This is a genomic window from Pontibacter aydingkolensis, assembly GCF_019443125.1.
In the GTDB taxonomy this organism is placed as follows: Bacteria; Bacteroidota; Bacteroidia; order Cytophagales; family Hymenobacteraceae; genus Pontibacter; species Pontibacter aydingkolensis.
The window spans coordinates 127313-142209 of sequence record NZ_JAHYXK010000003.1 but is presented as its reverse complement, the minus strand read 5'-3'; the positions used below and the strand labels follow the sequence as shown (position 1 = coordinate 142209).

Below are 14897 nucleotides of genomic sequence, written 5' to 3'. Positions count from 1 at the left end.
GAAAAAGGCAACCATATAGGTTGCCTTTTGTGGAGAATATCGGAGTCGAACCGATGACCTCTTGCATGCCATGCAAGCGCTCTAGCCAGCTGAGCTAATCCCCCGTGTGAGTGTCACAAAAATAGAGGTTTTTTCTGAATTGCAAAATAAGTAAGTATAAATAGTATAAAAGAAAAGGGGCAGCTACTGCTGCCCCTTTTTGTGTTTAAGCAAATGATGCTTAGTTGAAGATGTAACGAATACCTAGCTGCGCTCTCCATCTAGAAGATTCACCTGTGTTATCACGGTAAGTCTTTGTAAGAGGAGTAGATGTGTTCTTATCTAAATAAGGGAATGAAACTTTCGGAGTGCCATCAGCTTCATAACCTACAAAGTTAAGTAAACCGGTTCTGTTAGGCACCTGAACAATGCCCCAATCGCTGTTTAACATATTACCGAAGTTGAATATGTCAAAGCTCAGCTGAAGCGTGTTTTTCTTACCACCTACGTTGGCGAAAACATCTTGAAGGAGACGCACATCTATGCGTGTTGTCATTGGAGCTGTTGCACCATTACGCTCTGCATATTGACCTCTTCTTGAGTTAAGGTAAGCATCCTGAGAGATATAAGCATCTAACTGATTCCAAATTGTAGTGGGATCACGCTTGTCATCTTTATCAGCAGGCACTAATCTGATTTCACTAGCATTTCTAGGAATGTAGATTAGGTCATTTGAAATCTGTAAGTCGCCATTGATATCTCCAGAATAAGTGTAAGAGTAGTTAAATCCAGAAGACGCCTCAACAAAAGCTGATACAGATGTTGCAAGGTGATTGAAATATTCTTTCTTATAAGATAAAGCAAGTATAGCTCTATGCTTTGTTAAGAAGCTAGAATAAGAAAGTGCTTCAGCATTAGGATCTCCAGAAATTTGTCTGTCTCTCCAGATTGATTGTGCAATTGAACCACCATCATTAACTGAACGTGCGTCAGAGTATGTATATGCTATGCTTGCAAATAGGTTATTAGTAAAGGATTTCTGCAACTGACCTGTTAAAGTATAAGAATAACCTTTACTGGTGTTCTCCATTACGATGGCATCTGTAATATCAGGATTGCTAGTGTGGATTTTGCTGTTAGGAATAGCATTTCCTTTAGAGTCAAATTTGATGTTACCATTCGCATCAAGTTGATAGAAGATAGGGCGGTTATCAGCACCTTTAGCCATTCTAGTAGCATGCGGAAGGTTTACGTTTTTGTGATAAACAGCATTTACATCTTTTGTGAAGATACCTTCTAAAGTAGCTACTATACCAAATGGAAGTTGCTTGTCGATAGCAAGGTTGCTACGGAATACCTGCGGGAACTCAAAGTCCTGAGCTGTAACTGCAAGGTTGTAACGAGATGCTGCTGCTGCATTAGTTGGTACATAAGCAGCCACATTAGGATTAAATGGACGTACAGCTGTTCCTCTGTCTGTGAATGAACCGAATAAAACACCATTGTTTGAAGCTTGGTTAGAAATCCAAACAAATGGAACACGGCCGGTAAAGATACCTGTACCACCACGTACTTGTGTAGTCTGGTCACCTTTCACATCCCAATTAAAGCCAAAGCGTGGAGACCAAAGAATTTTGGTGTCAGGCATTTTGCTTACATCAATTTTCTCGCCATCACGGAATGTTAAACCTTCAACTTGTGGGTTACGCAATAGGTCAGTGTTAAAAATTGGCATATCAGCACGAACACCAGCAGTTAATTTCAGATTATTTGTTACTGTCCACTCATCCTGAGCATACAATCCTAATTGCATTGCTTTAATTTCAGCAAAAGGGAACTCGCCGTTTGGAAGAGCAGAGTACTGTAACTGATATTCCTTTGCTTTGGCTGTGCCGTTGTTTACGTCATCATAAAAGTCCTGAAGTGAAGCATAACGGTAACGGCCATAGAAGTTAGGAGCGAAACCATTGGTAAATTTATAAGCTTCGTTAGAAGTACCAAGGGTAAGCACATGCTTGCCAGCGAAGATAGAGAAGTTATCGCTGAACTGGAATACATCAGAATTCAACTTATTGTTTGCAGAGAATGGCTCATAACCAAAAGTTGTGAATCCTACGCCATTGCCATTTTCAATATCAACAAGTGGAAAAATACCGCCACTGCTCTCACGGAAATCACGGAATGCAGTGTAACCTAAGATCATGTTGTTAGCAAATTTATCACCGAATCGGCTGTTTAATTCTGCTATATATGAGTTCAGGTTGTTATTAATAATATAAAAAGAAGATTTAAATGGCAGCGCGTTGATACTAGGCTGACGGCCTCCGCTTGGTGCACCAGAGTTAGATGCAGGAATGTCTTTCCAAGATTTTAAGTAATTATACTTGAACGAGAATGTGTGGTTCTTGTTAATGTTCCAGTCTAACTTCGCATTGACCTTGTCATTATAAGTGTCCATGTTGTAGGCCTCATAAGGTCCAGTTTCATAGTTAAACTTATCTTTTAAGAATTTGCTAAGAGCATCAAGTTTCTCAGCGTCAGCTGATGATACGTTAGAACCAGTTAAACCTGGACGCGTAGCTATGAAGTTTGCACCTGGAGCTGACATTCTTTCTTCTTCATAGTTTACAAAGAAGAATAATTTGTCTTTCAAGATAGGGCCGCCGATACGTGCACCACGCTGTGAAAGAGTAAAGTTTTGCTTTGGCATTTCAGTATCGCCAACTTTAAGGCCTACAAGGTCTTCGTTACGACCAAAAACATATGCAGATCCGCTGAATTTGTTAGTTCCTGAACGAGTGACAGCGTTAATACCTGCACCGGTAAAACCACCTTGGCGAACATCATAAGGAGCCAAATTTACTTGGATTTGCTCAACAGCATCCAATGAAATTGGTTGAGCACCAGTCTGAGAACCAACATTTGCCTGCAGACCGAAAGAGTTATTAAACAAAGCACCATCAATAGTAGTGTTGTTAAAGCTGCCGCTACGTCCGGCAAAAGAATTACCATTTGCTTGCGGTGTAAGACGAGTAAAATCCTGAATACTGCGGCTAAGAGTAGGTAACTTCTCAATTTGATCGCGCGCTACGTTAGTGGCAGCTCCTGTACGATCAATATTGATTACGTTGTCTTTTTTGCTTACAATCTCAACCTCTCCTAAGTTCACATTACCTGAAGTCAGTTTGAAATCCAAATTAAGCGCTTGGCCGAGTTTCAGGTAAACATTTTCTATGCGCTGTTCCTGATAACCAACATAACTGGTTTTGATGGTGTAAGGTCCACCTACACGCATGTTTTGAAAGTTATAGCGGCCATCAGTATTTGTACCAGCTACATATTGTGTGTTTGTTGGTGTGTGAACTGCAACTACTGTTGCGCCTGGTAATCCCATGCCACTTTCATCGACAATTCTGCCGTTCATAGCGGACGTGGTGCTTCCTTGTGCCCAGCTGTACTGAACTGTCAGTACCATTGCTAGGGCGAGACATAATGCACTATAAATGTTTTTCATAAATGGGTTGATTGATTTTGGCGCAAATGTAAGTTGCCGTTTCCATATATCAATCATGCCTTGTGTTATTTATTTGTTACTTGTTGTTGCGTGCAACCGTTTAGGCAGGTTTATTTTTTTTCTTAAAGCAACATGATTTGTAATATTTTAATTATCAGTTTTTTATGTTGGATTTAACAATGCTGAATGGAAGGGGCGCAGGTGCGTGGCAGAGAATATTATCAATGTTTAGCGATTGATTTTTTTCTGCATTTGGGCAGCAGGGTTTATTGGGTGTTTATACTTTGTGCTGAAATGATTTATGTGTTCTACTTTAATTTTTGAGTAAGCGAAATTAGAATCAAGATTTTAAGTTTACATGCTTTGTATAAGTTAGTAGTGGCAAATTCATTTTATTAGTCAGGTTCCTTTTTCCGAAGTATAACAGCAGATGTAATGTTAATTGATAAATAGAATAATTTAGGCTGTGAAGTTAAAGTCTGCTAATAGCTGATAAGCTACTCTTAAACTTAAAGTGCTGCTATTGGTAGGGCAGAATACTAATTTAAGTGATTTTGAAAAACAGATTTGTAAAAGTGTGGCAATCTTTTATTAGTATTATTTTAGATTAGTTGCCAGTTATTTTTATGTTAAAAATTTGCCCGCCCTTTTACGTTTTTTTAACCCATATGGTTGTGATTTAGAGGTTACTAATTGTATCTTCGCGTCGTAAAATCAACCAACCATCTTTAATCACAAAAAATGAAGTACAATTTACTCAGTCTTGTTGTGCTTGTGCTGTTTTTAGGCATGGCGCCAGCAGAACTATTTGCACAAGGCACAGTGAGAGGTAAAGTTGTGGATGCAACTACTAAAGAGCCCTTACCAGGTGCAACTGTAATCCTTAAAGGTACGAACCAGGCAGTCCCAACTTCTGCTGATGGTACTTTTTCGATGAAAGTAGACGATGCAAGCGCAACGGCTATTTTAGTGAACTACGTTGGATACGTTCAGAAAGAAGTATCTGTCGCAGGTATCAATGGAACTAAGGATGTAGGAACAGTAGCATTAGCTGCTAACGCCAACTCCTTAAACGAGGTGCTTATCACAGCAAACAGCTACGCCATCGACAGGCAAACACCGGTTGCGATGTCGTCTATCACCAGCGAAGTAATTGTTGAGAAGGGTGCTCAGCAGGAATTCCCTGAGTTGCTTAAATCAACTCCTGGTGTTTATGCAACTAAAGGTACAGGCGGTGGTTACGGCGACTCAAGAATTAACCTGCGTGGTTTTCAGAGTGCTAACATTGCTGTAATGATTAATGGTATCCCTGTAAACGACATGGAAAACGGTAGAGTTTACTGGTCTAACTGGGCTGGTTTAAATGATGTTACCAAGTCTATGCAGGTACAGAGAGGTTTAGGTGCTTCTAAAGTGGCCGTGCCTTCTATTGGTGGTACGATCAACATTATTACTAAAACCACTGATGCTACAAAAGGTGGTTTTATTTCTCAAGGCATAGGTAACAATGGTTTCTCTAAAACTGCCTTCTCACTTTCTACAGGTTTAACTGAAAATGGCTGGGCTGTTTCTTTTGCCGGCTCTAAGACAGAGGGTGAAGGCTGGTTCGAAGGCTTAGGTTTCGAAGCTTATAGCTATTTCTTTAACGTGTCTAAGCAGATCAACAGCAAACACACGCTTTCTTTAACTGGCTTTGGCGCACCGCAGGAGCATGGTTCAAGATTTGAGCGCAAAGGTATCCAGTATTACAGAGATGCTCCGCAAGGCAGAAGATTTACTCCTAACTGGGGTATCCACAATGGCGAAGCAAGAACGATAAGCGGTAACTACTATCATAAACCACAGGTTTCATTAAACCACTACTGGAACATTAACGAAACTTCATTCCTATCTACGGCACTTTATGGCTCGATGGGTATTGGCGGTAATGCATATCCAAACAACTCTACCTTATTCCTTGGCACAAGAACAGGCGGCGAATACTCTCCTGTAGATATAGATGCTATTGTAGACATGAACGTAGAGGCACAGGATGGCAGAGCATTAGCTTACATACAGTCTAACAGAAACGAGCATAAGTGGGTTGGCGCACTAAGCACTTACCAGAAGTCAATTAGCGAAAAGTTTGACCTGTTGGCAGGCTTAGACCTGAGATACTACCAGGGTATGCACTATAACTCTGTGAGAGATTTACTAGGTGCTGAGTATGTACTTGATAACGGTGATGTTAACAACCCTAACAAGAGAGCAAAGAACGGAGACAAGATAGGTTTCAATAATGACGGTATCGTAAACTGGCAAGGTGGTTTTCTTCAGGGAGAATATAAGTCAGGTCCTTTAGCGGCATTCGTATCACTTGCGGCGTCTAACACTTCTTATCAGCGTATCGATTATTTCAGATACAAAAATGATGATCCACTGCGTGAAAGCGATGTTGTAAATTTCCTTGGTTACCAGACAAAGGGTGGTGCAAACTATAACCTGACTGATAACCATAACATTTTCGCTAATGTTGGTTACTTCGAGAAAGCGCCTTTCTTTAATGCGGTTTTCATTAATAACCAGAACATAGCTAACAAAGACGCACAGAATGAGAAGATTCTTAGCTATGAGCTAGGTTATGGCTACAGAGCTTCTAACCTTTCTGCAAACGTAAACCTGTACAGAACAACCTGGAAAGACCGCTCTTTTACAAGAAGAATACCTGGCCAGAATGTTAACGAGCCTCTTTTTGCTAACCTTTTGGGTGTTGATGCACTTCACCAGGGCGTTGAGATCGACTTTAGATACGAGCCTGTAAGAGCAATTACATTAACAGGTATGGTTTCTCTTGGCGACTGGACCTGGTTAAATAACCTGGACGAAGTATCTGTGATTGATCCTCAAACTGAAAAAGTAGTAGAAACAATAGGACCAATAACGATGGCAGGCCTTAAAGTAGGTGATGCGCCACAAACAACAGCTGCTATTGGTTTGGATGTTAGAGTAATTGAAGGACTGAAGCTTGGAGTTGACTATAACTACTTTGCCAACTTTAACTCAGAGTTTAACCCTATCAACTTGCCTCAGAACAGAGAAACTGATCCATGGATGGTTCCGAACTATTCTTTGTTTGATCTGAATGCTGTTTACAAATTTAAAGTGGCTGGCCTAAACGCATCTCTTATTGGTAACGTGAATAACCTGTTTGACACCGAGTACATTTCTGATGCGCTTGCAAACTACGAGAAGCGTAATCCAAACGCCGACAATAGCCCACAGTTCAGCAATGCCAGCAACGCATTCGTGTATTTTGGTACAGGCAGAACATGGACAACAACTTTAAGAATCAACTTCTAATAAATACTTAGATGAAAAAGTTATTATATCTATTGTCCTCTTTAATGCTGGTATTCACAGCATGTGACCCAATGGAGGATGTTTATGAAGAGCTGGATGCTCAGAAGGGGCCATTTAACAAAAAAGACATTGAAGTTGCTTTAGTAAAGGCTGATTACGACAATGCTAAAATGAAGGTGACCTATTTCGGTTCTAATGAGGAGGCGATCTCCACTATTCCAGCAATGCTGAACCGTAAATACCCTCAACTTGAAAACGGATCTTCGGTAATAGTTAAGTATAACCTGGTTCCTAGTGTTGGTATAAAGACTAAGATTGATTATACAATCACTGAGAAGTCTGATTATGAGCTTGGTGGTGCCAGATTTACAAACTTTGATAGCTGGTCACAGATAAAAGCGTTTTTAGAAGCGAAATTCCCTGCTGAGCAGGCAAAAGCAAATGGCGCGCCAGTAGAAGGAAGAATGGTGAACTTAACTTATACCCGTTACGATGGTAGTGGCTCTCCAACTTCTAAAACCGTAACAGATGCTTTCTATTTCATCAACGGTGAGTGGGTAAAATCATACCTGGTAACTGAAGCTGACTATGTTTCTGTGAACCGTAACCGTTACAACAACTTTACTGCTGCTGACCAGGATATGTTAGGCACGTATTTCAATCGTTTCTTGATCGAAAATGATATCAGAGCAGAGGTTGGAGGTGTGTACTATGTAGCTTATACATACTTTGAAAGTGGCAAAACATCTCAGGCTGTAACAGCAATGGTTTACAATGGCTCTAGCTGGACAAGAGCTACTGCAACATCTCCTTTAGTTGTTACTGCCAAATTCTCTAAGAAGAACGGTGTTTGGGTACCAGACTTAACTAAGAGCTACACGCTGGCAGCTGCAGATTATACCTGGATATCACAACAGCCAACCTTAGGAACAGTAGCTCAGCTTAAAAACCTCGGTCAGTATGGTAACTTCTACCAGAGCTGGGAAGGTAGCGCTAACTATTGGAGCAATAGTAATATTGTTAATGCGCTTGCTGCTTTGATCAAAAACAAATTCCCTAATGAGGAAGTTGGTCAGAAGTTTGGTGTAAGCTATACATACTTTGCCGGTGGCAATAAAGTAAATACTGTTATTCTTATAAAAAGAGAGACAGGTGATTACGAACTTGCCCAAGAAGGAGAATAATCATAGACTTTATACTATTTAAAAGGCCTGTCGGTAACTACCGACAGGCCTTTTTTGCTACTAAAGGGTAAATGTCAATCTAGTTAAATATATACCTTACTCCCAATTGGCCTCTCCATCTTGAAAGAAAATCATTTACAAAGTATGGATTACCATCGGTTAGGCCTCTGCCCGTATAGTTAAACCGAGGTGTTGTAGTACCAGATTCATAACCAACAAAGTCAACAGCCTGGAAGGCGTTGAATGTAGCAGAGTATTGTCTGCCCCAGTCTTTGTTTAAAAGGTTAGTAAAGTTAAAAACGTCAAAGGTTATTTGTAGCCTGTGTGCATTGTCTGACTGTTCGAGCTTAAATTCCTGCATTAACCTAAGGTCAATCTGGTTGGTCCATGGCAGGCGATCTCCATTTCGTTCTGCATACTGTCCTCTTCTTTCGCTCAGATAGTCGTTGCCAGATATAAATTCATCTAACGCCTGCCACTGTTCCGCTGGTGTAGGAGAGCCAGGCACTACATTACCACTCCGGTCTGTTATAGGTACCAGATTTATTTCTGACGCATTTCTAGGAATGTAGATCAAATCGTTAGTTCTGCCTGCATCACTGTTCACGTCACCATTGTAAATATAAGAAAGCGGTGCGCCAGACTGGCCATTGTAGAAAGTTGAAACAGTGGTGGAGGCAAAGCCTAAATAGTTTATAGTATAAGTTAAACCTGCTACAACCCTGGAGCGAATATCATTATCAGCAAATGCTCTCTCTATACTGTTAAGACCGTTTACCTGGTTTACATTTATCCAGTTAGACCGTGCTTGGCTGGAGTTGCCTGGGTTTACATCTTTGGCACGTGAGTAAGTATACGCTACAGAGCCGGATAAGCCAGTGTCATACGTTTTTTGAAGCTGTCCTGTGAAACTATAGGCATATCCATCATTGGTGTTTGTTAAATAGATAATATCCTGAAAGCTATTACCTGGTATTCTTCTGAATACAGGGCGGTTATCTGCGCCATTCAGGGTGCTATTCTGTTCCAGGTTTAAGTTTTGGTAATAAATGTTATTCAGGTTTTTAGAATAAATACCTTCCAGTGTACCTACGAATCCGCCAGGTAGCCTGTAGTCGATTGCTGCATTTACCCTGAAAAGCTGCGGGAATTTAAAATTAGGGTCTGTGATGTTTATCTCGGCTGTTCTATCAGAAAGGCCAAGGTCTGTTGCGTTAGGCTGAGCAGCTGCATTAGGCTCAAAGCGAATACCTGCGAGCGTATTGCCAGATGTAAGGGCAACGCTTCCCAGCAGAAGGCCTGTATTAGTGTATTGGTTTGCAATCCAAACGAAAGGCGCTCTGCCAGTAAAAATACCTGCACCACCCCGAACCTGTGTGTTACCGTTATCAAATACATCCCAGTTTACCCCCAATCTTGGCGAGAACATATACTGAGCGCCAGGCGTTCTGTCAGTTGCGAGGCCACGGTTGGCAAATGCTTCATTAAACTCAGTATTAGCAGGAGGGTCGTCGTTAAATGTCGGGATATCTAGTCTTAATCCGAACGTTAACTTAAGGTTATTCATTACAGAATATTCATCCTGTGCATAAAAGCCAAGTTGGAAAGCAGAGAACTCTGCCCCTTGCTGGCGTTCAGCTGTTCTGGAGTAATTTCTGAAGAAGGCGGAAGGCGCCTGCTCGTCCGGTGTGCCTATTGCTTCAAAAGCATCGATAGAGTTATACTCGTAAGCGCCAAACTCCTGTCTAATGAAAAGGTTAAAGGTCTTATAAAACTCGTTATGCGTACCTAAAGTGAAAGTGTGCTTTCCAAGAAAGATATTGAAGTTGTTTGTAATTGTAAGTACGTCCTGGTCCAGTTGGTTTTGTACAGAGAAAGGCTCACTGCCTAAAGCAATAGTACGTCCGCCAGAAAGCCTTAATATGACACTGGGGAAAGGTTCCCCGATAATATCTCTGTCGTCACGTACCCTGGTATAGCCTATAATAGCCTCATTGGCATACTTGTCTCCAAACTGGCTTCTTAGCTGCAACACGCTTGAGTTTGTAGTGCTGGGGAAAAATTCGGCATTATTGGAGAATCGCAAGGCGTTAGGATTTCTGCTATTATCAATGTTCTCTGCCGATACATAGCTATGTCGTAGTGTTAGTTGGTGATTATTAGTGACATTCCAATCTAAGCGAGCAAATATCTTTTCGCTGGTTGTCTCATCCTCAATGCTTGTAAAGCTGCCCGGGTTATAGCCAAGCCTGTTGGCTACTGCTAAAACTCTGTTTGCTTCTTCCACGGTAATGTTTGAGCTTGGTGTGCCCGGTTCAAACAGAAGAGGGGCGGTTCGGTTAGTTTTCTCGCCGTTCACAAAGAAAAACAGCTTGTCTTTAATGATCGGTCCGCCGATTCTTAGGCCAGCCTGGTAATCCTTATACTCCGGCAGTCGTGTCCTTTCCTCGTCAGGGCTTTTACCTACCAGGTTCTCATTGTTCCAGAAATAATAGGCAGACCCTGTAAACCTGTTAGAGCCGCTTCTGGTAATGGCATTAATTCCACCTCCGGTAAAACCACTTTGACGTACATCAAACGGTGCTATAACCACTTGAATTGCCTCAATTGCATCTAATGAGATAGGTTGCACCCCAGTTTGGCCGCCGTTGGTGCCTGAAGCTGAGAGGCCAAACACATCATTGTTCACTGTGCCGTCTATAGAGAAGTTGTTAAAGCGGTTATTCTGACCGGCAAACGATATACCAGCACCAGAGGTTGAAGCCTGCGGTGTGATCCTGGTAAAGTCGTTAAGGCTTCTGGATATGGTTGGGAGCGACTGGATTTGCTCTGAGGAAACGTTGGTGGCGGCACCTGTTCTGTCAGAGTTTATCACTTTGTCCTGGGTCGCGGTTACTTCTACCTCGCCCAGAGTCGTGGTGCTTTCGGATAGGGTTAAATCCAGCCTGAAGTTTTGGCCCAGCGCTAAGTTGATGTTCTCGAACCGCTGTTCCTGGTAACCTACATAGGAGGTTCTTACCGTGTATGGCCCGCCCACCCGCATGTTCTGGATGTTGTAACGGCCCTCTGCATTTGTACCTGCCACATACTGTGTATTGGTAGGTGTATGAACAGCAATAACTGTAGCGCCCGGTAATGGCACTCCGCTCTGGTCTACCACCACCCCATTCATAGCAGCTGTAGTTGTACCCTGCGCCCACGCCACCTGTACCTGAACCAAAAGGGTAGCGCAAAGCGCTAAAATAAAGTATAAAGATTTCATAGTACTTATAACTAGTTGATAAACAATCACTTTTACTAGTTTTTAAGTACCTATGTTATAGTTACGCTATATTAAATTTCGGTTATGAAGACGAGGGTTTGATTCCCTAAAAAAAAGTATACCTTAACCTAGAAAACTGGTGGTCTTACTGCTTTTATGAATATCTTCTGATAATGATCAGAAAACAGGTTATTCTCAATAACTCCCAAAGAAGTAGATGCATGTATAAAGCGGATTTCATCGTTGCTTACAACTTCCGTAACCATTCCTACATGGGTTATTTCGCGGCTGTTTTTATTTGCACCAAAAAATACCAGGTCTCCTTCTTTAAGATTCTTTATTTTCACCTCATCACCAAAGCGGCTTTGTTCGTTTGAGGTACGAGGCAGAATAACATCTATACTTTGAAAAGAAGTGCACAGTAGGCCGGAGCAATCCATGCCAACACGGGTAGTGCCGCCCCACCTGTAGGGCGTACCTGTATAGGATCGGGCTGTCTTGATTACGGTTGCTACCTGCTCATCAAGGTTACCGGGCATGCGGGTCCGGCTGGTGCGGTCTTTAGAGGCAAGGGGAGCGTCTTTGCTACCGTTCTTATTTGCCAGTTTTCGGGCTTTTCGCTCCTGGCGTTTTGCTTCCGCAATCTCGCGGGCAGAGCGGTAATCTTCGCCACGCTTGCTAAAAGTAGGCTGTGAGGTTTGGCAAGAGACCGCCAGTACCAGGAAAAAGATAAATAAGGCAGAAGTAGTAAACAGTGACCTCAAAGCGTATTATAAAAAAAGGGTGACTAAAATATAAGTTAATGCTAATTTACAGATTAGCTGTTCTATTTGAAAATGAAATTTAACAAAGTAACTCCTAAAGTAGTGGAAGCGCTTTTGGCCATTGTTGGTCCGGAGCATATTGTGTTGCCTGAAGCAACTGATGCTATGCTGCGCTACACCCACGACGAAACCGAAGACCTGCGCTACTTGCCGGAGGTAGTTGTTAAACCTGTTAACGCGGAAGAAATCAGCCGTATTATGCAGTATTGCCATCAAAATTTTATTCCGATTACACCACGAGGGGCGGGTACAGGTTTAAGCGGAGGCGCTTTGGCTGTGCACCAGGGAGTTATACTTTCTACAGAACGGTTAAACAAGATAATCAGCATTGACGAACGCAACCTGCAGGCTACTGTTGAGCCAGGCGTAATTACCCAGGTTTTTCAGGAGGCAGTGATTGAGCGTGGGTTATTTTACCCACCCGACCCCTCTAGCCGGGGCAGTTGTTTTTTAGGAGGTAACCTGAGTGAGAGCAGTGGCGGACCAAGGGCTGTAAAGTATGGTGTTACTAAAGACTATGTGCTGAACATGGAGGTAGTACTACCAACCGGTGAAATTACCTGGACAGGAGCCAATGTACTGAAGAACGCTACAGGATATAACCTGACTCAACTGATGGTAGGCAGCGAAGGCACATTGGGAATTATCACTAAAATCGTATTTAAACTTATACCTTACCCACCGCAGAACCTGGTAATGCTGGTGCCTTTCCGCGACGAGGAAGAGGCCTGCGCTGCCGTATCCAGAATTTTTATGGCTGGCATAGTGCCCTCTGCATTGGAGTTTATGGAACGGGATGCCATTTTATGGGCCTCAAAGTATATGAACATTGCTGTAGACTTACCCGAGGATATATTGGCGCACCTGCTGATAGAGTTGGATGGTAAAGACATGGATTTACTTTACAAAGATGCCGAGGAAGTATACCAGGTGCTGGAAAAGTATGATGTAGGAGAAATACTGGTAGCTGATACCGAAAAGCAGAAAGCTGACCTTTGGCAACTTCGCCGAAACGTAGGCCATGCTGTTAAGAGCAACTCGATCTACAAAGAGGAAGACACGGTAGTGCCCCGCGCCGAGCTGCCTAAACTGCTAAAAGGAGTAAAGGAGATAGGTGCAAAGTATAACTTCAAATCTGTTTGCTACGGACATGCCGGCGATGGCAACCTGCATATTAATATTGTAAAAGGTGATATGACGGATGATGATTGGAACAACAAACTGCCAGAGGGTATCAGGGAAATTTTCAGGCTTTGTGTTTCGTTGGGTGGTACCATATCCGGGGAGCATGGTATTGGCCTTGTGCAAAGGCCATACATTGGCATTGCGCTAAATGAGGTTCAGCTACGCCTGTTAAAAGGCATAAAACAGCTTTTTGACCCGCATGGCATACTTAATCCGGGCAAAATATTTTAGAAACAGAACAGGCGCAGCTTTAAACGTTGCACCTGTTCAATTTATACTTTGTATGTCTGTCTTATTTCTCCTTCTCAGAATTTTTCTGACCACGCTTACCTTCAGCAAGGTTCTGGTCCAGGCCTCGTAAGTTTAACCATGACCTTAACAAGTTTTTGTGGGTCTCTACTACAGGCGTATTATCAGTATCGGATGCAGATGTTGTGTTTTCCGACTGCTGTTTTAAATGCAGCAGCTTTTCCTGGTCCTGGGTGTTTTCCTTCTTGGTAGGGTAAGCGCGAAGTATAGCCTCTTTGTATGATTTGTTTGTTTTCATGATATCCGGTTTAATTAATAATACTAGGAGTGGTGTACTGTCTCGTGCTTCTTTTCTTCCTCCTTTATAAAGTTGCTTACATAGCTGGCAACCTCATCGGCATTTTCTTCAAGCAGAAAGTGACCACTGTCCTCAAAATGAATAACGTAGCACTCATGGAAAAATTTTTTCCAGCGCTGTAATGCCTCTATCTTGATCAGTTTGTCCCGCTCTCCCCAAAGTATAAGCGTAGGTATATCCTGGATCTGTTTGCGCTGTTTCCAGAGCTCTTCGTACCATTTGGTTACGCCTACCAGTTCGCGGGCACAAGCTAATTTTTTGACACGCTCATTCGGGCTGCCCAATGCCTGTACATAGTGTTCTTTAATTGGCTCGGGAAGGTTTTCTTCTTCACCGAAAAGCTCGTTAACCAGTGTTTTAGCAGAAACATTTAACTTTGAGTGCAGAAACTTGCCAAGTGGCCCTACCAGGTATTTGCTCGTTTTGCCAAAAGTCTGATGCTTGGATAAAGACCAGGTCCAGGAATTGAGCATGACAATGCGTTTAACATTGTCTGAATGGTTGATAGCGTAGGCAAAGCCAATTGGAGCACCAAAGTCATGCACTAAAAGTGTAACATCCTTTAACTTAAGATGGTCCATTAGTTGCTCAAAGTTGGCAGCGTGGGCACGGGGCTTATAACTAAAGTTGTCCGGCTTATCCGAAAGTCCGAAGCCGATCAGGTCCAAAGCAATACAGCGATATTTTTTTCGTAATGTTTTAATAAGGTTTCGGAAGAGAAAAGACCAGGCCGGGGTACCGTGTATCATCACGATCGGCATGCCTTCTCCTTCGTCTATATAATGCATTTTACCAGCGTCAAGCTGAAGATAGTGCGATTTAAAAGGATACTCTTTCGTATCCAACCATTCTGGTTTCATAGAAAGTATAGGGTGTATTTACTTAACTATACTTTGATTGAGAAGGCAGGTTGTTAAATTTACCTAAAATAAGGTTAGCTGTACGGCAAAACTTAGGCAGGGGTATAGTTAAATATAGCCAACTATAAACCAGTATTATCAAT

Annotated in this window: 8 protein-coding genes and 1 tRNA gene; 3 read left to right on the top strand and 6 right to left on the bottom strand. The window is 42.3% G+C overall.

The annotated features are described in order from the left end of the window. Positions 1-30: 30 nt before the first annotated feature. Positions 31-104 (bottom strand) — tRNA-Ala (locus K0O23_RS05135). 116 nt (positions 105-220) lie between these two features. Then, the gene (locus K0O23_RS05130; protein ID WP_219876324.1) at positions 221-3493 is read right to left on the bottom strand and encodes a TonB-dependent receptor; all 3273 of its coding nucleotides are present in this window, start codon (positions 3491-3493) and stop codon (positions 221-223) included. Positions 3494-4234: 741 nt separating this feature from the next. On the opposite strand from K0O23_RS05130, the gene K0O23_RS05125 reads away from it, so the two are divergent. After that, positions 4235-6832 carry a TonB-dependent receptor gene (locus K0O23_RS05125; RefSeq protein ID WP_219876323.1) on the top strand — a complete coding sequence of 866 codons (2598 nt, stop codon included), beginning with the start codon at positions 4235-4237 and terminating at the stop codon, positions 6830-6832. Positions 6833-6843: 11 nt separating this feature from the next. Then, entirely contained in the window at positions 6844-8016 is a 1173-nt protein-coding gene (locus K0O23_RS05120) for a hypothetical protein (RefSeq protein WP_219876322.1), read from the top strand. A gap of 79 nt (positions 8017-8095) precedes the next feature. Here K0O23_RS05120 and K0O23_RS05115 read toward each other — a convergent pair whose 3' ends face one another. Beyond that, positions 8096-11278, bottom strand: a complete 3183-nt coding sequence (locus K0O23_RS05115; RefSeq protein WP_219876321.1) for a TonB-dependent receptor — start codon at positions 11276-11278, stop codon at positions 8096-8098. Positions 11279-11406: 128 nt separating this feature from the next. Beyond that, positions 11407-12042, bottom strand: a complete 636-nt coding sequence (locus K0O23_RS05110) for a C40 family peptidase (protein ID WP_246596939.1) — start codon at positions 12040-12042, stop codon at positions 11407-11409. A gap of 72 nt (positions 12043-12114) precedes the next feature. Between K0O23_RS05110 and K0O23_RS05105 the strand changes: the two genes are divergently transcribed. After that, positions 12115-13518, top strand: a complete 1404-nt coding sequence (locus K0O23_RS05105) for an FAD-binding oxidoreductase (RefSeq protein WP_219876320.1) — start codon at positions 12115-12117, stop codon at positions 13516-13518. Positions 13519-13579: 61 nt separating this feature from the next. Here the strand turns inward: K0O23_RS05105 and K0O23_RS05100 are convergent, their stop codons facing one another. Both K0O23_RS05100 and K0O23_RS05095 read right to left on the bottom strand, forming a co-directional pair. Next, complete coding sequence (locus tag K0O23_RS05100; protein ID WP_219876319.1) at positions 13580-13834, bottom strand: hypothetical protein; 255 nt, start codon at positions 13832-13834, stop codon at positions 13580-13582. A 23-nt stretch (positions 13835-13857) separates the two neighbouring features. Continuing rightward, entirely contained in the window at positions 13858-14754 is an 897-nt protein-coding gene (locus tag K0O23_RS05095; RefSeq protein WP_219876318.1) for an alpha/beta fold hydrolase, read from the bottom strand. Positions 14755-14897: the final 143 nt, after the last annotated feature.

Bases quoted from the DNA above. Each gene is read 5' to 3' on its own strand.
- K0O23_RS05130 (WP_219876324.1), bottom strand. From the start codon at position 3,493: ATGAAAAACATTTATAGTGCATTATGTCTCGCCCTAGCAATGGTACTG.
- K0O23_RS05125 (WP_219876323.1), top strand. From the start codon at position 4,235: ATGAAGTACAATTTACTCAGTCTTGTTGTGCTTGTGCTGTTTTTAGGC.
- K0O23_RS05120 (WP_219876322.1), top strand. From the start codon at position 6,844: ATGAAAAAGTTATTATATCTATTGTCCTCTTTAATGCTGGTATTCACA.
- K0O23_RS05115 (WP_219876321.1), bottom strand. From the start codon at position 11,278: ATGAAATCTTTATACTTTATTTTAGCGCTTTGCGCTACCCTTTTGGTT.
- K0O23_RS05105 (WP_219876320.1), top strand. From the start codon at position 12,115: ATGAAATTTAACAAAGTAACTCCTAAAGTAGTGGAAGCGCTTTTGGCC.
- K0O23_RS05100 (WP_219876319.1), bottom strand. From the start codon at position 13,834: ATGAAAACAAACAAATCATACAAAGAGGCTATACTTCGCGCTTACCCT.
- K0O23_RS05095 (WP_219876318.1), bottom strand. From the start codon at position 14,754: ATGAAACCAGAATGGTTGGATACGAAAGAGTATCCTTTTAAATCGCAC.